Below are 21,448 nucleotides of genomic sequence, written 5' to 3' on the forward strand. Positions count from 1 at the left end.
ATGGCATGCGTAGCGGCGCGGGGGATAGGTGGAATGCGGGGGCAGTTCTGGCGAACCGCCTCGCGGTTCGTCAGAACTGCCCACCGAACGTGAATTGCAGGCGTTCGATCTTGTCATCGTCTTCCTTCTTCAGCGGGAAGGCGTAGCTGATCGAGATCGGGCCGACCGGGGCGCGCCACAGCAGGGCCACACCGGTGGATACGCGCAGCTCGTTGGCCTTGAAGTTGTCCACGCCGGTATACACGTTGCCGAAGTCGACGAAGGCCGACACGCGCGCCGACGGGCTGTCGAACAGGCGCGGGAAGTAGGCTTCCACCGAACCGACGGTCTTCAGCGAGCCACCCAGCGGCTGGCCTTCCGGATAACCAGTAGTGACTTCGCGCGGGCCGAGGGTGTTGTCCTCGAAGCCGCGTACCGAGTTGGTACCACCGGCGTAGAAGTTCTCGAAGAACGGCAGGCCGCTGGCGGTGACGGTGCGGGTGGTGCCATCCGGATTGGTCAGCGTACGGGTGTAGTCCTTGCCGTAGGCATCGCCGTAGCCGATTTCGGCGCGGGTGTTGATCACCAGCGACGGCATGATCGGCCAGTACTTGCTGATCTGGTAGTTCAGCTTGTAGTACTCGATGGTCGAACCCGGCAGCGTGGTTTCCAGGCCCACGCGCTGGTAGGTGCCGCGGGTCGGCATGAAGTAGTCGTTGCGCGAGTCGCGCGCCCAGCCCAGCTCGGTGCGCCAGGCATGGAAGGTGCGCTTACCGACGGCGTTGATGTAGTCGATGATCGACTGCGGGGTGGAGCCCTGGTAGGTGGTGATCTGGTTGCTGTCGATGCCGAACATCAGCGAGACGGTGTCGGTCTCGGTCAGCGGCACGCCGAACACCACCTGCGCGGCACCGTTGGTGCTGTTGTACTGCGCGGTGTTGAAGTCGGAGTAATCCAGTTCGCGCCAGGACAGGTTGTAGCCCAGCGACACGCCGTCATCGGTGAAGTACGGGTTGGTGTAGCTGAAACCGTAGCGCTGCAGGTAGCTGCTGCGCGAGGCTTCGACCGACACGCGGTTGCCGCCACCGAGGAAGTTGTTCTGCGACAGCTGCACCGAGGTGGTCATGCCGTAGGACTGCGAGTAACCCAGGCCGAACACGAAGCTGCCCGAGGTGGTTTCCTTGACGTTGTAGACGACGTCGACCTGGTCGTTGCTGCCGCTGACGGCCGGGGTCTCCACTTCCACCGATTCGAAGTAGCCCAGGCGCTGCAGGCGGATCTTGGAGCGGTCGATTGCGGCCTGCGAGTACCAGCTGTTCTCGAACTGGCGCATTTCGCGACGCATCACTTCATCGGACGTGCGGGTGTTGCCGCGGAACAGGATGCGGCGCACCGACACGCGCGGGCCGGGCACGACCTGCATGTTGATGGCCACGGTCTGCTCGGCGCGGTTGGTGGTCGGAATCGGGTTCACCTTGGCGAACGCGTAGCCGATGTTGGACAGCGAATTGGTGATGGTGTCCGAGCTGAATTCCAGCAGGGCACGCGAGAACGTGTCGCCGGACTTCTGGATCACCATGCGCTCGACGTCCTCCTGCGGGAGGATGGTGTCGCCGCTGACCTTGATCTCGGAGATCTTGTACTGCGCACCCTCGGTCACGCCCGCGGTCAGGAACATGTCGCGCTTGTCGGGGCTGATCGAGACCTGGGTGGAATCGATGCTGAAATCGACGTAGCCGCGATCCAGGTACCAGGAGTTGAGCTTTTCCAGGTCGCCGGACAGCTTTTCCTTGGAGTACTGGTCGTCACGGCGGTACCACGACGCCCAGTTGTGCTCCTTGGACTCCCAGGTCTCCAGGATGTCCTTGCTCTCGAACTTCTCGGTGCCCACCAGGTTGACGTGGCGGATCTTGGCGGCCTTGCCTTCCTTGATGGCGATGGCGATGTCCACGCGGTTGCGGTCCAGCGGGCTCACCGTCGGGGTGATGTCGACGTTGTACTTGCCACGGTCGTTGTACTGGCGGCGCAGTTCCTGGGTCACGCGGTCCAGGCTCAGGCGATCGAAGGTGCCGCCCTCGGTCAGGCCGATGTCGGACAGGCCCTTGAGCAGCTGGTCGGACTTGATGTCCTTGTTGCCGGTCACGGTCAGCTTGTTGATCGCCGGGCGTTCCTTGACGGTCACCACCAGGATCGTGCCCTGGCGGTCCAGCTGCACGTCTTCGAAGAAGCCGGTCTTGTACAGGGCGCGGATCGTCTCGCCGACCTTGTTGTCGGTGATCGTCTCGCCGCGTTCCACCGGCAGGTAGGTGAACACCGTGCCCGAGCTGATGCGCTGCAGGCCATCGACGCGGATGTCGCTGACAGTGAAGGGCTCGGCTGCCTGGGCCAGGGCGGGAGCGCCGGTGACGGCGGCGAGGGCGAGGGCCAGCAGGCGGCGATTGGGGAGTCGCGTCATGTCACGTCCGGTAGGAAGGTCGATTTCATTGGTGCGGGATGCCGACGCTGTAGACGGCAACAACGTGGAAAAGTTCATCGCGGGACCAGGCCGAGGATGTCGTTGTAGAACGCCAACCCCATCAGCCCGGCCAGCAACGCCAGGCCGATGTATTGGCCGGCGGCGATGGCACGCTCGCTCAGCGGGCTGCCCTTGACCAACTCGATAAGGTAATACAGCAGGTGGCCGCCGTCCAAGATCGGGATCGGCAGCAGGTTGATGATGCACAGGCTGAGCGACAGCAGGGCAAGGAACTGCAGGAACCAGTCGAGGCCGCGCTTGGCCGAGACATTGGCCACGCGGGCGATGGTGACCGGCCCGGAAACGTTCTGCAGCGAGGCCTTGCCGGTCACGATGCGACCCATCATGCCCAGCGAGTCGGCGGCCAGGCGGCCGGTCTCGCGCACCGCCACGGTCACCGCATCCAGCGGGCCATAGCGCAGCAGGGTGTCATAGGCGGGGCTGTAGCTGGTGGGGAAGCCGACGCCGATCTGCCAGACCGGATTGCCCTTGCCGTCCTTGCCCTGGCGCGGGGTGACTTCCAGCGCCAGGCGCTCGCCGCCACGCAGGACCTCGATCATTCCCGGCCCGCCGGCACGGCCCAGGGCCTGGATCTCGCCGATCACCTGGTCGACGCTGTCGATGCGCTGGCCATCGATGGCCACGATCAGGTCGCCTGGCTGCAGTTGCCCTGCCACCACGGAGTCCGCAGTCAGCGATTCCACTTGCGCCGGCTGCAGCCACGACTGCCAGTGCAGGCCAGCCAGGATCGGCACCCGCCGCTCATCGAAACCCGCCGGCAGCTGCGACAGCGGCAGGGTGCGCGTGCGTACCTGGTCGGCCGTATCCAGCACTTCCAGCTTCACGTCGCGGCGGTCCATCGCGGCTGCGGTCAGCGCCATGCTGGCCTCGCCGAGGGTGACCACCTGGCGGTCGTCCACGCGCAGCACGCGGTCGCCGCTGGCCAGGCCGGCACTGGCGGCGATGCCGCTGACACGGCCGATGGTGGGCGAGTAATCCTGCTTGCCGATCACGAACATCGCCCACAGCAGCAGGATGCACAGCAGCAGATTGGCGATCGGGCCGGCGGCAACGATCGCGATGCGCTGCCAGACGGTCTTGTGGTTGAAGGCCTGGCCGCGCTCGTGCGGGTGGACTTCGACCTCGCGTTCGTCGAGGAACTTCACGTAACCGCCCAGCGGGATGGCGGCGATGGCGAACTCGGTGCCGTGCCTGTCGCGGCGCGACCACAGCGGCCGGCCGAAGCCGACCGAGAAACGCAGGATCTTGACCCCGCACAGGCGCCCGACCCAGTAATGCCCGAACTCGTGGAAGGTGACCAGCAGCCCGAGGCTGACGATCATCCACCAGACCGATCCGATGAAGTCAGTCATGCAGGCTCACAGTGGTGGGCAGGGGCGGCGGCGTCATGCTGGGCGAGGCGGTCGTTCAGGCGGCGTCGATGGCGTTCAGGGTGAGCTGGCGTGCCCGCTGGTCGGCGGACAACAGGATCTCCAGTGTATCGGCTGGCTGGGTCGGCAGTGTTGAAAGAGCGTTAGCAACCAGCTCCGGGATCGTCAGGAAACCGATCCGGCCCTGAAGAAACGCTGAAACTGCCTCTTCATTGGCGGCGTTCAGTACCGCCGGTGCGGTGCCGCCGGCCTGCATCGCCTGCCAGGCCAGCGCCAGGCAGGGGAAGGCGTCAGTATCCGGGGCCTCGAAATCCAGGCGGCCCTGGGCCAGCAGGTCCAGCCCGGCCACGCCCGATTCGATGCGCTGCGGCCAGCCCAGGCCGACGGCGAGAGTGGTGCGCATGTCCGGCAGGCCCATCTGGGCCAGGGTCGAGCCATCGACGAACTCGACCAGCGAATGGACCAGGCTCTGCGGGTGCACCAGCACCTCGATGCGCTCGCCGGGCACGCCGAACAGGTGGTGGGCCTCGATGACTTCCAGGCCCTTGTTCATCAATGTCGCCGAATCGACCGAGATCTTCGGTCCCATCGACCACTTGGGGTGGGCAACGGCCTGGGCCGGGGTGACCTGGGCCAGTTCGGCGCGGCTGCGGCCACGGAACGGGCCGCCGGAGGCGGTCAGCAGGATCCGGCGCACGCCGGCGCCGTCGACACTGGCATCGCGCGAGCGCAGGCACTGGAAGATCGCGCTGTGCTCGCTGTCGATCGGGATGATCTCGGCACCGGCACGTTCGGCCGTCCGGGTCAGCAGTTCGCCGGCCAGCACCAGCGATTCCTTGTTGGCCAGCAGGATGCGCTTGCCGGCGGCCGCGGCAGCCAGGGTCGAGGACAGGCCGGCCGCGCCGACGATGGCCGCGACCACGGTATCGCAGGCATCGCTGGCGGCCAGCTGGTCCAGCGCGGCCTGGCCAGCATGGGCCTCGGTGGCAAGGCCGGCCTCGCGCAGGCCGTCACGCAGTTCGGCGAACAGCGATGCGTCGGCGATCACCGCGTGCGCGGGTCTGTGCTGGCGGCACAGCGCCAGCAGCGCCTGCACCTGGCGGCCGGCAGCGAGCACCGTGGCCTGGTAGCGGTGCGGGTGGCGAGCGATCACGTCCAGCGTGGAGGCGCCGATCGAGCCGGTAGCGCCGAACACGGCGACCCGGCGCAGGTCTGCAGCAGCATTCATGGTCAGAACCCGAAGATTTCCTTGCCCAGCGCGAACACCGGCACGGCGGCGAGGACGCCGTCGACCCGGTCGAGCACGCCACCGTGGCCCGGGATCAGGTGGCCCGAGTCCTTGGCGCCGGCATGGCGCTTGATCAGGCTCTCGAACAGGTCGCCCAGGACCGAGGCGAACACCGCTACCACTGCGGTGATCAACAGGCCGGGCAGGTGTGCGGCATCGATGCCAGCCAGCCAGCCCAGGCCGAGGGCCACGGCGACACCGGCCAGCAGGCCGCCGAACAGGCCTTCCCAGGTCTTGTTCGGGCTGATCCGCGGCGCCAGCTTGTGCTTGCCGAAATGGCGGCCAGCGAAATAGGCGCCCGAGTCGGCCGCCCACACCAGCGCCAGCGCAGCCAGCAGCCACAGGTGGCCCTGCTGGCCCGGCGGATCGCCGCCGGCATGGATCAGCACCAGCGCGGCCCAGGCCGGGACGATGGCCAGGGTACCGGCCAGCATCTTCAGGATCCGCGAGGGTGCCGACGGCTGTGCACCGAAGTTGAAGAAGCGCAACCAGAGCAGCGCGGCCAGCCACCAGGCAACGCCGGCCAGCGTGGTTATCTGGAACAGGACCAGGGTGCTGCCATCGGCCCAGACCAGCAGCACCATCAGCAGCAGGTTCAGCACCAGCAGCACGGTGCGCGCCAGGGTGTCTTCGATACCGGCCAGCTTCAGCCATTCCCACAGGCCGATCAGCAGCACGGCGGCGGCGGCGGCGGCCAGCCATTGCGTGGGCAGCAGCAGGATCGCCGCAATGGCTAGCGGCGCCATGATCAGCGCGGCAAGGACTCGGGTCTTGGTCATGGGCTGGAAGTCTCGGTGGCCAGTGCGGCAATCTGGGCGCTGGTCAGGCCGAAACGACGCTCGCGACCGGCATAGGCGTCGAGCGCCTGCTGCAGCTGCCCGGCGTCGAAGTCCGGCCACAGGGCCTCGGTGAACCACAGTTCGGTATAGGCGAGCTGCCACAGCAGGAAGTTGCTGATGCGGGTGTCGCCGCCGGTGCGGATGAACAGGTCCGGCGGCGGCAGGTCGGCCAGGGCCACCTGGCTGCCCAGCAGCGCTTCGTCGATCTGCTCGGGCAGCAGGCGACCGGCCGCCACTTCGACGGCCAGGGCGCGCGCGGCGCGGGCGATGTCCTGGCGGCCACCGTAGCTGGCAGCGATCGACAGGGTCAGGGTGGTGTTGTCGGCGGTGCGCTGCTCGGCCAGCTGCATGCGGCTGACCAGCCCGGCGCCGAAGCGCTCGCGTTCGCCGATGAAGCGCACGCGCACGCCACGCCGGTGCAGCTCGTCCACTTCGCGGTCGAGTGCACCGAGGAACAGCTTCATCAGCGCGTCCACTTCCTCCTGCGGCCGGCCCCAGTTCTCGCTGGAGAAGGCGAACAGGGTCAGCGCCGGAATGCCCAGTTCAAGGCAGCGCTCGATGGTGCGGTTGACCGCGCGCGCGCCGGCACGGTGGCCGATCACGCGGGGGCGACGGCGCTGCTGTGCCCAACGCCCGTTGCCATCCATGATGATGGCAATGTGGCGGGGCAGGGAGGCAGGCAACGGAGACGGGACTGAAGGCATCGACTTCAGACCGACAGCAGTTCTTTTTCCTTGTCGGCAACGACCTTGTCGACGTCCTTGATGTTGGCGTCGGTCAGCTTCTGGATGTCGTCTTCGCCGCGCTTCTTCTCGTCTTCGCTGATCGCTTTGTCCTTGACCAGCTTGGCGATTTCCTTGTTCGCGTCCTGACGGATGTTGCGGATCGCGATCTTGGCGCCTTCCCCTTCCTTCTGCACCTGCTTGACCAGCTCCTTGCGGCGCTCTTCGGTCGGCGGCGGCATGTTGATGCGGATCGCGGTGCCCAGCGTGTTCGGAGTGAACTCGGCATTGTAGAGACCCTTTTCGATCTCCTTGATCATGCCTTTGTCGAACGGGGTGACCAGCAGCGAGTGGGCGTCGGCGTTGGAGATCGACGCGACCTGGTTCAGCGGGGTGCTGGCGTTGCCATAGGCGCTGACCGTCACGCGGTCCAGCAGGGCCGGGGTGGCACGGCCGGTCCGGATGGAGGTGAGGGTGTGCTTCAGAGCGTCAATGCTCTTGGCCATGCGCGTCTGCGCGTTGTTCTTGATGTCGTTGAGCATCGCCCGGTCCTGGATGTATCTGGAATCGGGCGATTATAGGCGAATACGGGACGCTGCCGGGCCTGAATCGGCCCGGTCGTCGCTTTGCGCTCAGGCTCAGGCCGGGTCGCGGCCCTGGACCAGGGTGCCGATGTTCGCGCCGTTGAGGATCTTCAGCAGTTCGCCCGGCTGGCCCATGTCGAACACGCGCATCGGCAGGTCGCTGTCGCGGGCCAGAGCGAAGGCCGCTGTGTCCATCACTTCCAGGCCGCGGCGGATCACTTCGTCGTAGCTCAGGCTGTCGAAGCGGACCGCATCGCTGTGCTTGTTCGGGTCCTTGTCGTACACGCCATCGACCTTGGTGGCCTTCAGCAGCAGGTCGGCGCCGATCTCGATCGCGCGCAGTGCGGCGCCGGAGTCGGTGGTGAAGAACGGGCTGCCGACGCCGGCAGCGAAGATCACCAGGCGGCCCTTTTCCAGGTGGCGGATGGCGCGGCGGCGGATGTAGTCCTCGCACACGTCGTTGATCTTGATCGCGCTCATCACCCGGGCCTTGGCACCCAGCTTCTCGAGGGCGTCCTGCATGGCCAGGGCGTTGATGACGGTGGCCAGCATGCCCATCTGGTCGCCGGTTACGCGGTCCATGCCGCCGGCGGCCAGGCCGGCGCCGCGGAAGATGTTGCCACCTCCGATCACCAGCGCCACTTCGGCACCGGCCTGCTGGGCTTCGATGACCTCACGGGCGAGGCGATTGATGATCTTGGGGTCGATGCCGTAGTCCTCGTCTCCCATCAGCGCCTCCCCGGACAGTTTCAGAAGGATGCGGCGATAGGCGAGCTTGGACATGTGGACCTCGGGTGCGTGGAAATCGCGGGCGATTCTACGCGCATGCGGCGTTGTGCCAAAGTGTTTTGTGCACTGCGGCGCAGAATCCGATGGTTCGCCCCGGTCGGCCGGGGCGTCCCGTTCAGCCCAGTTCGGCGCTGGCCGTGGCTGACAGCTCGTCATGGCCCAGCGCCCCCGGCGAGCGGGCGATCACCCGGTTGCGGCCCAGGTTCTTGGAGCGGTACAGCACGTCGTCGGCCGCGCGCAGCAGGTCCTGGACGTCGGCGAAGCGCTCGTAGCCGCCCTGGGTGGCCACGCCGGCGGAGAAGGTGACGAACAGCGGCCCGCCCTCCAGCTCGGCCATCGGCGTGGCGACGATGTTGGCCAGCACCCGGCGGATCACGTCCAGGGCCACGCTTTCGCTGGTGTTGGGCAGCAGCGCGACGAACTCCTCGCCGCCGAAGCGGGCCACGGTGTCGCTGTTGCGCAGCTGGCCCTGCAGCTTGCCGGCGAACGCGCGCAGCACCTCGTCACCGGTCAGGTGGCCGTGGGCGTCGTTGATCTTCTTGAAGTCGTCCAGGTCGATGAAGGCCACCGACAGTGGCCAGCCCTGGCGGCCGGCACGCAGGAATTCCTGCTCCAGCACCGCTTCCAGCTGGCGGCGGTTGAGCACGCCGGTCAACGCATCACGATGGGCCTGGTCGGCCAGGCGCTTGGCGCGCGCCTCGAATTCGTCGGCACGGCGGCGTGCCTGGTCGGCATCCTGCAGTTCGCGCAGGTTGCGCAGCGTGGCCAGTTCCTGCGCATGATCGATCAGCTCGCGCACCCGCGCCGGAGAATTGAGGCCGGCATCGAACAGGCTGGCGATGTCGGGCAGGGCCTCGCTGATGCGGGCCAGCACCTGGTCGAAGCGCGCGCTGTCCAGCTCCAGGCGGTCGTGCACCTGCTGCAGGGCGCGCTCGCGCGCGGCATCGGCGTCGCTATCCAGCCAGATGTCGGCCACTGCGCCGGACAGTTGCACGCAGGCCTGGAATGGCGATTCGGCGGCGTCCTCGTCCTCGCTGTGGCTGATGCTCTCCACCAGGTAGCGGGGCAGGCCCCATTGCTCGGCCACCCAGGCGCCGACGTCGGCGTGGCTGCAGCCCAGCGCCTCGCGCTCGCGGGAAACCAGGTCGATGTTGTCGCGTGCTTCGCGCAGCAGCGGCAGGTAGCGCTCCGACTCGGCCTGGGCCAGGCACAGCACGCCCAGGTCCTGCAGCAGTCCGGCCAGCATCAGCTCCTCCAGCCGGCGCAGGCCGCGCGCCTGGCCCAGCTGGCTGGCCGCCAGGGCACTGAGGATGCTGCGCTTCCACGCGCGCTGGCGCAGGTCATGATCGGCGCCACCGCCGGTCAGGCCCTGGGTGACGGTGAAGCCGAGGGCGAGGCTGATCGTGGCGTTCAGGCCCAGCATGGTCAGCGCCTGGCCGAGGTTCTCGATGCGGCGGCGGCTGGCATACAGCGGCGAATTGGCGATGCGCAGCATGCGAGCGCTCAGCGCCATGTCGATGGCGATGATGTCGGCGGCGGTGGCGATGTCCGCTTCCGGGTCCTGAGCCAGTTCGATGATGCGCAGGGCAATACCGGGTGGCGAAGGCAGGTTGCGGCAGAGCGCCAGGGCAGCTGTCAGCTCGGGAGGCATGTCGGGTCGTTCAATTCCATTGGGGCAAGAATACCTAGGAATGCATCACAGTCCGCGATTTTCGTTCCTGCTAAATGACTGAGGATTCCCTGCGACTGAGTATCGGCTTGATTCGAGCGCAACGCAAAGGTGCCGGGACGGGTGTGCGCACCGTCGGATCTGGCCATCCACGGGTGGAGCGGACATAAAAAAAAGCCGCGGTTTCCCGCGGCTCCTTCTGGTCGTTTCACAGCCGAAGGGCTGGAATCAGACCTGCATCGCCTTGGCAACTTCGGCGGCGTAGTCTTCCACCACCTTTTCGATGCCTTCGCCGACGATCAGCAGCTTGAAGCCTGCCACGTCCGCGCCAGCGGCCTTGACCACCTGCTCGACGGTGGTGTCGCCCAGCACGTAGGTCTGGCCGTACAGGGTCACGTCGCTGACGATCTTGTTGATCTTGCCGCTGATGATCTTTTCCAGGATGTCGGCCGGCTTGGCCTTGTCCTTCTCGGTCATCTTGGCCAGCTCGATTTCCTTTTCCTTTTCGACGAACTCGGCCGGAACGTCCGCAGCCTTGTTGTGCGGCGGCTTCAGCGCGGCCACGTGCATCGCCAGGCCACGGGCCAGCTCGACGTCGCCGCCGATCAGGTCGACCAGCACGCCAACCTTGCCGTTGGTGTGGACGTAGGCACCGATGTTGCCGGTGGTGTCGACCTTGACCATGCGGCGGATCTGGATGTTCTCACCCAGGGTCTGCACGGCGGTGGCGCGGGCTTCTTCAACGGTGCGGCCGTCGGCCAGCGTGGCGGCCTTCACGGCTTCGACGTCGGTGGCGCCCGATGCCAGGGCGGCGGCGGCGACGGCGTTGACGAAGGACTTGAAGTTGTCATCGTTGGCGACGAAGTCGGTTTCCGAGTTGACTTCGACCAGCACGGCCTTGCCGCCGTCCTGGGCCAGGCCCAGACGGCCTTCGGCGGCCACGCGGTCAGCCTTCTTGTCGGCCTTGGCAGCGCCGGACTTACGCATGGCTTCAGCAGCGGCGTTGATGTCGCCGTTGGCTTCGGTAAGCGCCTTCTTGCATTCCATCATGCCGGCGCCGGTGCGCTCGCGCAGTTCCTTGACCAGGGAAGCAGTGATTTCCACGGGATTACCTCACGAAAGAAAGGGGTTGGGCCGGCATGGTGGCCGGCCCGTGTGACACGGTCCTGTCACGCGCCGGGGGCTGCGTGCAGGGAGGGTGGACGCCGGGCGTCCACCCGGGGCCTGGATCAGGCCTGGGCGTCGTCGCCCTTCTTGGCAGCCTTCTTGGCCGGAGCGCGGCGGGCCGGCTTCTCTTCGCCTTCAGCAGCGGCTTCAGCGAACTCTTCCTCGCGCACCGAAGCGGCGTGCGGGGCAGCGGCCTTGCCTTCCAGCACGGCGTCGGCAGCGGCGCGGGCGTACAGCTGCACAGCGCGGATGGCGTCGTCGTTGCCCGGGATGGCGTAGTCCACCAGTTCCGGGTTGTAGTTGGTGTCGACCACGGCGATGACCGGAATGCCCAGCTTCTTGGCTTCCTTGATCGCGATGTCTTCGTGGCCGATGTCGATCACGAAGATGGCGTCCGGCAGACGGTTCATGTCCTTGATGCCGCCCAGCGAGGCTTCCAGCTTGTCGCGCTCGCGACGCAGGCCCAGCACTTCGTGCTTGACCAGCTTCTCGAAGGTGCCGTCGGTTTCACCGGCTTCCAGTTCCTTCAGGCGGGCAACCGACTGCTTGACGGTACGGAAGTTGGTCAGGGTGCCGCCCAGCCAACGCTGGTTCATGAACGGCATGCCGCAACGCTCGGCTTCTTCCTTGATGGTTTCGCGGGCGCTGCGCTTGGTGCCCAGGAACAGGACGGTGCCGCGCTTCTGGGCAACCGACGAGATGAAGTTCATCGCATCGTTGAACAGCGGGACGGTCTTTTCCAGGTTGATGATGTGGATCTTGCCGCGGGCGCCGAAGATGTACGGAGCCATCTTCGGGTTCCAGTAGCGGGTCTGGTGGCCGAAGTGGACGCCGGCTTCCAGCATCTGACGCATGGTGACCTGGGGCATTGCAATACTCCTGATATGGAACCAGCGATTCCGCCCGCGGGATAGGTATGCGGGACGCGTGGAAGCGCGATCGGTTCCGGGGTTGGGCTTCCCTGTTGCCTCCGTGGCCGAACTCCTCGCGGAGCACCCCGGCACGGATGGGGGCAGCAGGTGTGGATTCACCGGTGACGTCCGGTGTGGACGGGCTCCCGCGCACGCAGGCGGCAGGAATCCGGTCGATTATAGCCCGCTGGGGGCGTCCGCTGCAATTGCAGGGTCAGATGCGGCCAGATCGACCTCGCGGCCGTCCTGCAGACGGGCCCGGAAGTGGCCGCCCACATAGCCATCGGGGCGGGCAGGCAGGGGCCAGCGGCGTTCATGGCCTGCGAGGATATAGCCGGCCAGCCCGGCCACCAGCAGCGACGATTGGCCGTCGGCCGCTATGAATCGCAGATCGTGCAGGCGGCCATGCAGCGTACTGGAATTGCTGAGTCGCAGCATGGTCTGAGGCCCAAATGCCTCGATGCGGGCCTGCAGCCGGGCATGCAGCGCTGGCGCCGCTGGGCCGCGGAACAACGGCAGCGAGTAGCGGGGCAATCCCGGCAAGGCCGGCGCCAGTACGATCCGATAGGCCTGTTCACCCACCGATGCTGGCGGACTGCCTGGCAGCAGCCAGACGCGCTGGGTGCTGCCAGGGGCCAGGTCCAGCCGCGCAGGGCTGACCCGGATCCGGTCGCTGGGCTGCAGTCGTTCGGCGTCCAGTTGCTGCTCCCAGGCCAGCACCTGCACCTGCCCCTGCCAGCGGCCGGGCCCCGGATTGCGCAGCCACAGTTCCGCGCGGCCGCCTTCGGCGGGTAGCTGCAGGGTGGTCGGCAACAGCTCCAGCGCCGCCGAGGGCTGCGCCAGCAGCAGTCCAAGCAGGATCAGCAGCGCGCGCATCAGTAGATGAGGGTCACGGAAGGCATTGCACTGTCGTCTGTCGCCGGTGGTGCGAGGTCGCGGACCTGGGGCGGCACCTTGGGGGCGTCACTGCGCTGGTGGGGCGCCGCGCAACGGGGAGCGCCGCCATCGTCGCTGCAGGATTCGACCACGGTCAGCCGGATCTGCAGCGTGCTGCTGCGCGGTTCGGCGCGCGCCGGCGTGCTGGCGACCAGCATCGCCCCGATCAGAAATGCGCGAACCACCTGCCACCCACCGTGCTGAAAGACTCGCTGCGCGGTATCGGCCGGATGCGCCGCAACTGTAGCGCCGAGCCCGCGCTCGACACGGCCTTCGTCCGGTGGGTGCCGACCGTTGGTCGGCACGCAGGTCAGTAGGTGATCGTCACCGTCACCAGGTCGTTGTAGGTGCCGGCCGGGGGCTGGCCGGTGACCGGCGGTACCCGGCCGTAGATGGTCAGCTGCTGTGCGCTTCCGGTGCCGGTGCTGCTGGCCGTGTCGACCGTCAGGGTGTTGCCCCAGCGCTGGCTTCGTGCCGGATCCCGGTACAGCTCGTAGGGCAGGTAGTAGGTGCTGTTGCCGATGGTGGTGGCCATGCGCCGGGTGGTGGTGGCGGCGGGATTGTTCTGGCCGTTGTTCAGGCCGACCTGGAAGGCGGTGTTCTTCAGGCAGGTCAGGGTGAGGGTGGCGGTCTGGTCGATGTTGGCCGGGATGCCGCCGGTGACGTTGCCGAAATTCATGTTGGTGGTGACGTAGCTGCCGCATTGCGGCAGCACGTTGGCGGTAGCGGTGAAACTGAAGGCCGCGCTCGCGCTGTTGGTACCGGTGGCGCCGCCGTTGCATGTGGCGGGGACGGTGGCGCTACCGGCCAGCACCTCGTTCCAGGCCCAGGTCAGCACCACGCTGGCACCGCTGAAAGTGCTGCTGTACGCGCCGGAGGCCAGGACCTGGTTGGCCGGAATCTGACCGAACAGCTGCACAGTCTGCGCACCACTACCGCCGGTCAGCAGCGGTACGTTGTAGCTCATGGTCAGCTCCTGCGCTGGCGGCGTGCCGCGCGGGACCAGGCCAGTGACCTGGCCGAAGCTGGCGTTGTTGTACAGCTGGAAATTCATCGTGTCGCTGGTAGAGGTGGCCATCGTGCGGAACGTGGAACTGCTGCCGCCGCCACTGCCTGCGCCGATGCCCACGCAGACGCGCACGCCGGTGGTGGCCAGCAGGCTCAGCGCGGCGGTGGTGCAGGTCACCGTGATGTTGAGGTTGGCCGTGCTCGGGCCGGGTGCATTGCTGTTGATGTTGCCGAACGGCAGGGTCGGATCGGCGACCGCCGTGCAGACCGCGGTGGCGCCGGCCGGCGCCGCTGCCAGCAGGCCGGCCCACAGCAGCAGGAAGAGCAGCAGCACCCTCATGGCGCCACCTCCGGAATGCACTGCTGCGGTGCCGGCTTCGGGCGGGCACCGGACGCCACCACCTTGGGCAGGTCCGGTACCTTCACCCGGCACGGGCCATGGCTGGTGGTGACGTACAGCACGCTGCCGGCGGCGACATCTTCCAGGTAGAGCAGGCCGTCGTAGCCGACCGTGGCCTGGCGACCGTCAGGCAGCTGCACCTCGCTGCCCACCTCCAGAGGCTGGCCGTCCATCGCCAGCAGGGTCAGGCTCAGTGACGACCGCGAACGCAGCTGGAAGGTCACGCGGGTGCCGGCGCGCTGGCGCGGCGTGACCCAGTCCTCGATGCGGTCGGCACGCATGTCTTCGGGCAGGTCCAGGGTGTCGATCGAGACCCGGTTGCGCTGCCAGGACAGCAACGGACTGACCAGCAGCAGGCCGCGATCGTCGGTGACACCGATCAGGCGGTTCTCCAGCCGCACCGGGACGCCGCCGACGCCATTGGTGCTGATCACCGCGAACGCATCGGATACCTCGCGCGTGGCGAAGGCGTGCCCGCCCATCCATACCAGGCTGCCGCTGGCACTGGCGTAGGCATAGTTGAGCCCGCCCTGGCGCGAGGCGCCGAATGAATAGCGGCCGACATCGTTGAGGATGCCAACTTCGGCCAGGCCGCCGTTGCCGTCCTCGCCGTGGCGCAGCTGTGCGCGCCAGCCGACGCCGCCGGCACTGCCATCGCCGGGCACCGGCTGGGTCACGTCCGCCACCCAGCTCTGGCTGTCGCCGTTGCGCTGGCTGGAGAGGCTGGCCTGGCGATTGTTGCCCAGGCTGGCAGTCATCGACAGGTAGATGCTGCGGTCATCGCTGCGGGCCAGGTTCTGGTTCACCGACAGGTAGGCCGACCAGCGTTGGCTCCAGGTGCGCGACCAGAACAGGCTGGCATAGCGGTTGTCGTCGCCTTCGGGGTAGCGCAGGCGCAGATAGCTGGCGCTGAGCGTGCCCAGCCGCAGCAGGTCCAGGCCGACCGTGGCCTGCTCGCTGATGCGTGGTGGCAGGTTGCCCTGCAGCGCGCCCAGGTCGCGGTAGTCGCCGTGGCTGCGCACGCTGCGCAGATTGACGTTGAAGCGACGGTTGTTCCAGCTGTAGCCCAGCGCCCATTGCCCACCCTGCAGGCCGTGGTAGTTACTGTGCGCATAGGCGGCATTGAACACGCCGGCGGCGCCGAGCAGCCACCAGCCGCCAATGCCGCCCTGGGCCAGGCCGCCGCCGCCTTCGGCATGCGCCTCGCCAGTGAACGCGTCGGTGACGCCGCCGCGCCAGCTGGCGCTGGCCACCGTGCGATCGTCATAGGCGAAGGAGCGCTCGCCGAAATCCCGGCGCAGGTGGCCGACGCCGACCGACCAGTCCGACAGGCCCTTGGCCAACAGCTGCTGGGTGCCGTAGAAGCTGAAGTCCAGCGTCTGCATGCGTCCGAATGCGTCGGTCACCACCACCTGCGCGTTGCCGGTGCCGCTGATGCCGGGCTGTGCTGCGAGCTGGAAGGGGCCGACCGGCACCTGCCCGCTGTACTGGCGCAGGCCATCGACATACAGCTCGACCGTGGAGGGCACCACGGCCTGGCCGAGGAAGCTCGGCGTGGGCGTCAGCACGCGGTAGGGCTGCAGGCCATAGTTGCGGCCGATCTGCAGGCCACCCAGGCGCACGGGGCGGGTCCAGTCGACGAACCCACTGTAGAAATCGCCGACCTCCAGGGTCGTTGCGCTATCGGGGAAATCCAGGCTCCAGCGTGTGTCCAGGCGCACGCTGGAGCCGCGCCAATGGCGATCGCCGGGTTGCTGGTAGCGGCGGCTGATGGCGGTGTTCTCGAAAGTGCCATTGCCGATACCGAACACGCGCAGCTCCGAGCTCAGGCTGAGGGTGCCGAGCGTGTCCACCCGGCTGCCGTAGACGTCGTAGTTGAGCAGCACGCCGGGCGAGGCGCTGCCGGTGGGGGCGCGCGTCTGCGGGCGGCTGAGCACGGTGGTGGGCAGTGTCAGCTGGTCCAGCGGCACGTCCAGCGCCAAGGTCTGCATGTGGGCGTCGTAGCGCACCACCGCACCGCTGATCTGGTCCAGGTAGACCGGTGCATCGCCGCCGGCGTTGAAGCCGAGCTGGCGCAGCACTTCGGGGCTGGCCTGCAGCCGGCCACGGTTCTCGGTGAACGGCAGCAGGCCGCGCGGCGTGCTGTTGAGCGACACATCCAGGTACAGCGTCTGGCTGGCGGTCAGTGGGGTGGGGGCGGGCAGGATCGCATCGGCCGACACGCCGGACACATCAGCAGCCGTGGCCACGCCGGACACATCGGCGGCCTCGGTCGCCGCGGGAGCCAGGGCAGCCAACAGCGCGCCCATCAACGCCTCAGCGAGCCGGTGGGGGCGACAGCGGCGTCTGTTCCGACTCGCCATTGAGCTTGGCCGTGATCTGGTCGTTGTCGCGGTCGATCGCCGTGCGTTCGATCGGCCAGCGCATCACCTGGCCGGGCAGTACGTAGCCCAGCAGCCCGGGATGGACGATGCGCGGGCGCGTGGCGCTGCCCAGCGCGAGATCGGCGATCTGAGCGTAACTGTTGCCCGAATTGGCTACTTCGACGCCGTTGCGGCCGTCCGCCAGCTTTACCAGCCGGGCCTGCAGCTGCGGCGCCAGCGTGCCGGCCGAGGGCTGCACGAATACTGGGATCGAATAGCGCAGGACGAACTGCATGCCACCCGCGCGGGTGGCCAGGTCGGGCACCTCGTCAACGATCAGGCGGTAATGTTGCTGTGCCGCTGGCGGTTCCTTGTCCGCACGCATGACCCGCACCAGCTGCTGCTGTCCGGCGGCCAGTTCCTGCATCGGTGGAGTGGCCATCAACGCCTCGGTGGGCAGCAGCTGTTCCTGGCCGTCCTGCTGCACCCAGCGGAACACGCGTACCTGCAGCTTCACCGGTGAGGTGCCGCTGTTGGTCAGCCACAATTCGCCGGCACGCTGGCGGGCTTCCAGCTGCAGGCTGGTCGGGGCCACCTGCAGGCTGGTAGCGCCGGCGGCCGCGATGGCGAGCAGGTACAGGGCGAGCAGCGCCACGCCGGTGGCGCGCCACGGGCGGGATCCGGCCATGCGGGCGTGCTCCATCAATAGGTGATCGTGGCGGTAACCGTATCCAGGTAGCTACCGGCGGCCGGGTTGTTGGTGCTCAGGTTCAGGATCTGGCCGTAGACGATGTAAGGCACGGCCAGGCCGGTGCCGATGCCGGCCTGGGTGTTGGTGCCGGTTGTGGCGCCCCAGACCAGGGTATGTGCGGCATCCTGGTAGAGCTGGTAGCCGACGTAGTTGTTGGCGGTCACCGCCGCATTGGTGTTCTTCATCCGCCGGGTGGTGACGTCATTGGCGGTGCTGGCATTGGCGCCCGCATTCAGCGAGATCGTGTACGGGGTCAGTGCCGAGCACTGGGCGGTCACCGTGCCCTGGCCCAGGGTGGGCGTGGTGGTGGTTGATGCCGCGGTGCCGAAGTCCACGTTGGTCGCGGCCGCCGCCGTGATGGTGCAGGCCTTGGTGACCACCAGGGTGACATTGAAGGTGGTGGTGTCGGCGGCCATCGCCGGGCTGGACAGCAGGAACCCGGCCACGGCCCATGCCAGCGGGGATCGAACTGGGGATCGCATGAACAACCTCCCTGACCCGAAGGTCCGTTGAACAAGGCGAAGACGGCACGTTCGGTGCCGCTTTGACGACGGTGGATCCAGCTTAGGAGGCGTAAGTGTCTGTAATCCGTGATAATTGGGCAGGCGAAAGAGCGGAGGCCATCACGCTTTCACTTTCCTTGCCGGAACCGTGCATGACCCGGATCGGCAGTTGGGTGGGGTTCGTTCAGATTGCGGCCGGATCGGCGATAATGGGTGCCATGAGCGTGAATCTGAAAACCCTGCAGGAAATCGAGATGATGCGCATCGCCGGCCGCCTGGCCAGCGAAGTGCTCGACATCGTCACCCCCCACGTCAAGCCCGGTGTCACCACCGAGGAACTGGACCGCATCTGCCACGACCACATCGTGAACGTGCAGGGCGCGATTCCGGCCAACGTCGGCTACCGCGGCTTCCCGAAGACCGTGTGCACCTCGGTCAACAATGTCATCTGCCACGGCATCCCCAGCGAAGGGAAGGTGCTCAAGGATGGCGACATCATCAATATCGACGTCACCGTCATCAAGGACGGCTGGCACGGCGACACCAGCCGCATGTACTTCGTCGGCACCCCGTCGGTGATGGCCCGCCGCCTGGTGGAAACCACGTACGAAGCCATGTGGCGCGGCATCCGCGCGGTGCGCCCGGGGGCCACCCTGGGCGACATCGGCCATGCCATCCAGAGCTATGCCGAAGGCGAGCGTTTCAGCGTGGTGCGCGAGTACTGCGGCCACGGCATCGGCAAGGTCTACCACGACGAGCCGCAGGTGGTGCATTACGGCCGCCCGGGCCAGGGCCTGGTGCTGCAGCCCGGCATGACCTTCACCATCGAACCGATGATCAACGAGGGCACCCGCTACAACAAGGTGCTGCCGGATGGCTGGACCGTGGTGACCAAGGACCGCAAGCTGTCGGCGCAGTGGGAGCACATGGTCGCGGTCACTGAGACCGGCGTCGACGTGCTGACGCTGTCGCCGGGCGAGTCGCAGGTCTCCTGACGATGCTGCCGGCGAGTTCGCTGCTGGACACGCCGGCCGCGTCGCTCAACGACCCGGACTGGGCTGCTGCCGCGCGCCAGGCGCTGCAGCATGCCGACGCGCGCCTGTATCGCCGCTTCGACCAGGGCGACAACATCGAGCGCCTGCTGGCGCTGCGGGCGCGCGCGGCCGACCATCTGATCCGCCTGGCCTGGCAGCGTTGCCTGCCGGCCGACAGCGGCCTGTCGCTGTTCGCGGTCGGTGGCTATGGCCGGGGGGAACTGTTTCCGCGTTCGGACATCGACCTGCTGGTGTTCGGCGACCCGCCCGCACAACTGGCGCATGAAGCGGCATTGGCACGCCTGTTCGCGCTGCTGTGGGACTGCGGATTGGCGGTCAGCCATGCGGTGCGTTCTGCATTGCAGTGCCGCGAGGCGGCGGCTGACCAGACCGTGCTGACCGCGCTGATCGAGGCGCGTCCGATCCTGGCTGATGATGCAGCGCGCCGTGCGCTGCGCGAGGCCATCGACGACCGCGAGCTGTGGCCGGCGCGTGCCTTCTTCCTGGCCAAGCTGGAAGAGCTGCGCAACCGCCACCAGCGCTTCGGCGACACTGCCGACAACCTGGAGCCGGATCTCAAGGATGGTCCCGGCGGCCTGCGCGATCTCAACACGCTGGGCTGGATGGCGCTGCGCGCCTTCGGCGTACGCGACCTGGAAGCGCTGGTCGGCCTGGGCCACCTGGGTGCCGACGAAGCGGCCGCGCTGAAGCGCGAGCGTGCGGTGCTGGCGCGGCTGCGCTTCGGCCTGCACCTGGTCGCGCGCCGCCCGGAAGAGCGCCTGCGTTTCGATTACCAGAAGACCCTGGCCGCGCGCCTGGGCTTCGAAGACGATGCCGAGAATCTCGGTGTCGAGAAAATGATGCAGGGCTTCTACCGCGCCGCGCTGGTGGTGCGCCGGATCAGCGACCGCCTGCTGCAGCGCTTCGAGGAACAGTTCGATGGCGAGGCCCAGCCGGAACCGCTGACCGTGGGCTTCTCCCTGCGCCGCGGCTACCTGGCCGCCAACGAGGCCGACTGGCCGCGCGGTGACATCGGCCAGGTGTTCGCCCTGTTTTCCAGCTGGGCCAACAATCCGCAGGTGCGAGGCCTGCATTCGCTGACCGCGCGCGCGCTGGCCGAAGCGCTGCCGTTGTTGCCGGCCTACGACCAGGCCGATGCCGATGCACGCGAGCAGTTCCTGTCCCTGCTGCGCGGCCAGCGCCCGGTCGACACGCTTTCGCGCATGGCGCGGCTGGGCGTGCTTGGCCAGTGGATCCCCGCGTTTGCCCAGGTCAGCGGGCGCATGCAGTTCGACCTGTTCCATGTCTATACGGTCGACCAGCACACGCTGATGGTCCTGCGCAACATCGGCCAGTTCGCCAGCAGCCGTGCCGACGAGCGCTTCTCGATCGCGCACGAAGTGTGGCCACGCCTGCGCAAGCCGGAACTGCTGCTGCTGGCCGGCCTGTTCCATGACATCGCCAAGGGCCGCGGCGGCGACCACTCGGAACTGGGTGCGGTGGACGCGCGTGCGTTCTGCCAGGCGCATGCGCTCAGTGGCACCGATACCGAGCTGGTGGCATGGCTGGTCGAACAGCATCTGCGCATGTCGGTGACCGCGCAGAAGCAGGACATCGCCGATCCGGTGGTGATCCATCGCTTCGCCACCCTGGTCGGCAGCCGCGACCGCCTGGACTACCTGTACCTGCTGACCTGTGCCGACATCGCCGGCACCAGCCCGAAGCTGTGGAATGCCTGGAAGGACCGCCTGCTGGCCGACCTGTACTTCGCCACCCGGCGCGCGCTGCGCGAGGGGCTGGAGCATCCGGTACCGGCCGCCGAACGCGTGGCCGAGGCACGTGACAGCGTGCGCGCACTGGTGCGCGAGCAGGGTTACGACGATGCCACCATCGATCGCCAGTTCGCGGTGATGCCGGATGAGGGCTTCATTCGTCTGCGCCCCGAGCAGCTGGCCTGGCAGGCAGCCGCGCTGGTACCGGTGAAGCAGGGCCAGGCGCTGGTGAAGGTGCGCCGGATCAGCGTGGATGACCCGGCGCTGGAAGTATTCGTGCACTCGCCCGACCGCGACGGCCTGTTCGCCGCGATCGTGATGACCCTGGACCGCAAGGGCTATGGCATTCACCGCGCACGCGTGCTGGACGGTCCGGCCGATACCATCTTCGATACCTTCGAAGTGAACCCGGCCGACACGTTTGCCGATGGCAGCAGTGCCAACCTGGAGGCGGCGCTGCGCGAGGCACTCAGTGGTGACCTGGCGCGCCTGCGGCCGTCGCGCCGTGTGGTACCGCGGCAACTGCGGCACTTCCGCTTCGCTCCGCGCATCGAGTTCCGCGATGAACCGGGCGCAACCCGTTTTGCCCTGGTCGCTCCCGACCGTCCCGGCCTGCTGGCCGATGTGGCGTTCGTGCTGCGCAACCAGGGCCTGCGCGTGCATGATGCGCGCATTGCCACGTTCGGCGAGCGCGCCGAAGACACCTTCGTGATCAGTGACGAACACGACCTCCCCCTGACTGAACCTGCCCGGCAGCAGCTGCATGACGCAATGCTGGCCTGCCTGGACCCTGATCGAAACGCCGGAGACCCCGCCTGATGGCCACC

The 21,448-nt window shown here is 67.5% G+C and carries 18 protein-coding genes; 2 read left to right on the forward strand and 16 right to left on the reverse strand.

The genetic code is table 11. The annotated features are described in order from the left end of the window. Positions 1 to 70: 70 nt before the first annotated feature. The 16 genes from bamA to AC5P74_RS07315 form a co-directional block, all read right to left on the reverse strand. Positions 71 to 2,434: an outer membrane protein assembly factor BamA gene (gene bamA, locus AC5P74_RS07240; RefSeq protein WP_053497093.1), complete on the reverse strand. Its 2,364-nt coding sequence runs from the start codon at positions 2,432 to 2,434 to the stop codon at positions 71 to 73. Positions 2,435 to 2,508: 74 nt separating this feature from the next. Beyond that, positions 2,509 to 3,867, reverse strand: a complete 1,359-nt coding sequence (gene rseP / locus AC5P74_RS07245; RefSeq protein ID WP_061480177.1) for an RIP metalloprotease RseP — start codon at positions 3,865 to 3,867, stop codon at positions 2,509 to 2,511. A gap of 55 nt (positions 3,868 to 3,922) precedes the next feature. Beyond that, entirely contained in the window at positions 3,923 to 5,113 is a 1,191-nt protein-coding gene (locus tag AC5P74_RS07250; RefSeq protein ID WP_138952850.1) for a 1-deoxy-D-xylulose-5-phosphate reductoisomerase, read from the reverse strand. A 2-nt stretch (positions 5,114 to 5,115) separates the two neighbouring features. Beyond that, complete coding sequence (locus AC5P74_RS07255; protein WP_005415851.1) at positions 5,116 to 5,952, reverse strand: phosphatidate cytidylyltransferase; 837 nt, start codon at positions 5,950 to 5,952, stop codon at positions 5,116 to 5,118. Further along, on the reverse strand, positions 5,949 to 6,716 hold the full coding sequence (uppS, locus tag AC5P74_RS07260; RefSeq protein ID WP_053497097.1) for a polyprenyl diphosphate synthase: 768 nt from the start codon (positions 6,714 to 6,716) through the stop codon (positions 5,949 to 5,951). Before uppS ends, AC5P74_RS07255 begins: the two co-directional genes overlap by 4 nt. A gap of 5 nt (positions 6,717 to 6,721) precedes the next feature. Then, complete coding sequence (gene frr / locus AC5P74_RS07265) at positions 6,722 to 7,276, reverse strand: ribosome recycling factor (RefSeq protein ID WP_005415853.1); 555 nt, start codon at positions 7,274 to 7,276, stop codon at positions 6,722 to 6,724. Positions 7,277 to 7,372: 96 nt separating this feature from the next. Further along, positions 7,373 to 8,101, reverse strand: coding sequence for a UMP kinase (gene pyrH, locus AC5P74_RS07270; RefSeq protein WP_005415854.1), 729 nt, complete (start codon positions 8,099 to 8,101; stop codon positions 7,373 to 7,375). Between the two features lie 121 nt (positions 8,102 to 8,222). Next, positions 8,223 to 9,758: a sensor domain-containing diguanylate cyclase gene (locus AC5P74_RS07275; protein ID WP_095378339.1), complete on the reverse strand. Its 1,536-nt coding sequence runs from the start codon at positions 9,756 to 9,758 to the stop codon at positions 8,223 to 8,225. A gap of 246 nt (positions 9,759 to 10,004) precedes the next feature. Then, positions 10,005 to 10,880: a translation elongation factor Ts gene (gene tsf, locus AC5P74_RS07280; RefSeq protein WP_005415856.1), complete on the reverse strand. Its 876-nt coding sequence runs from the start codon at positions 10,878 to 10,880 to the stop codon at positions 10,005 to 10,007. A gap of 125 nt (positions 10,881 to 11,005) precedes the next feature. Continuing rightward, positions 11,006 to 11,812: a 30S ribosomal protein S2 gene (gene rpsB, locus AC5P74_RS07285; RefSeq protein ID WP_005408748.1), complete on the reverse strand. Its 807-nt coding sequence runs from the start codon at positions 11,810 to 11,812 to the stop codon at positions 11,006 to 11,008. A gap of 219 nt (positions 11,813 to 12,031) precedes the next feature. Further along, positions 12,032 to 12,730 carry a fimbrial biogenesis chaperone gene (locus AC5P74_RS07290; protein ID WP_329841665.1) on the reverse strand — a complete coding sequence of 233 codons (699 nt, stop codon included), beginning with the start codon at positions 12,728 to 12,730 and terminating at the stop codon, positions 12,032 to 12,034. Next, on the reverse strand, positions 12,730 to 12,948 hold the full coding sequence (locus AC5P74_RS07295) for a hypothetical protein (RefSeq protein ID WP_070489666.1): 219 nt from the start codon (positions 12,946 to 12,948) through the stop codon (positions 12,730 to 12,732). The genes AC5P74_RS07290 and AC5P74_RS07295 overlap by 1 nt, the downstream gene beginning before the upstream one ends. Positions 12,949 to 13,100: 152 nt before the next feature. Further along, entirely contained in the window at positions 13,101 to 14,138 is a 1,038-nt protein-coding gene (locus tag AC5P74_RS07300; protein WP_138952847.1) for a Csu type fimbrial protein, read from the reverse strand. After that, the gene (locus tag AC5P74_RS07305; RefSeq protein ID WP_346607921.1) at positions 14,135 to 16,507 is read right to left on the reverse strand and encodes a fimbria/pilus outer membrane usher protein; all 2,373 of its coding nucleotides are present in this window, start codon (positions 16,505 to 16,507) and stop codon (positions 14,135 to 14,137) included. The genes AC5P74_RS07300 and AC5P74_RS07305 overlap by 4 nt, the downstream gene beginning before the upstream one ends. A gap of 7 nt (positions 16,508 to 16,514) precedes the next feature. Then, entirely contained in the window at positions 16,515 to 17,264 is a 750-nt protein-coding gene (locus AC5P74_RS07310; protein ID WP_206620716.1) for a fimbrial biogenesis chaperone, read from the reverse strand. Continuing rightward, a complete protein-coding gene (locus AC5P74_RS07315) occupies positions 17,264 to 17,794 on the reverse strand; it encodes a Csu type fimbrial protein (protein ID WP_032954051.1) in 531 nt (176 codons plus the stop codon). The genes AC5P74_RS07310 and AC5P74_RS07315 overlap by 1 nt, the downstream gene beginning before the upstream one ends. 239 nt (positions 17,795 to 18,033) lie before the next feature. On the opposite strand from AC5P74_RS07315, the gene map reads away from it, so the two are divergent. Both map and AC5P74_RS07325 read left to right on the forward strand, forming a co-directional pair. Next, complete coding sequence (gene map / locus AC5P74_RS07320; RefSeq protein WP_495204864.1) at positions 18,034 to 18,810, forward strand: type I methionyl aminopeptidase; 777 nt, start codon at positions 18,034 to 18,036, stop codon at positions 18,808 to 18,810. A 20-nt stretch (positions 18,811 to 18,830) separates the two neighbouring features. Continuing rightward, a complete protein-coding gene (locus tag AC5P74_RS07325) occupies positions 18,831 to 21,440 on the forward strand; it encodes a [protein-PII] uridylyltransferase (RefSeq protein ID WP_487416920.1) in 2,610 nt (869 codons plus the stop codon). Positions 21,441 to 21,448 lie beyond the last annotated feature (8 nt).

The sequence above is a fragment of the Stenotrophomonas sp. YJH_SMC_94-11 genome (assembly GCF_059370435.1).